1 protein-coding gene is annotated in these 261 nt (G+C 40.2%); it reads right to left on the bottom strand.

Annotation, left to right across the window (positions count from 1 at the left end):
• A partial coding sequence (locus tag KIH86_RS10580) for a WD40/YVTN/BNR-like repeat-containing protein (RefSeq protein ID WP_407672263.1) occupies nucleotides 1–261 on the bottom strand: 261 nt, incomplete at both ends.

The raw sequence follows: 261 nt of genomic DNA on the forward strand, positions 1-261 counted from the left end.
CCGGCAATTCGACAGTATAAGTGGAATTGGCTTCACCTGTTAAATTAAGGTTTTTCCAATTATTCCCGCCATTATCGGTTCGATGTAATCCAATTTCCCCTTCTCGCGGGCTATTTACAGTTATCCATCCTTTATCGGATGAAGTGAAAAGCATGCCGGAAATTGATTCGCTAGGTAAGTCACCAGATAATGAATCGCTAATTTTTTCCCAAGTCAATCCGCCATCCTTTGTTTTGTAAAGAGTAGTTTCCGCATTAAACA

This window comes from Paenibacillus sinensis, from assembly GCF_019904155.1.
GTDB classification, from domain to species: Bacteria; Bacillota; Bacilli; order Paenibacillales; family Paenibacillaceae; genus Paenibacillus_AQ; species Paenibacillus_AQ sinensis.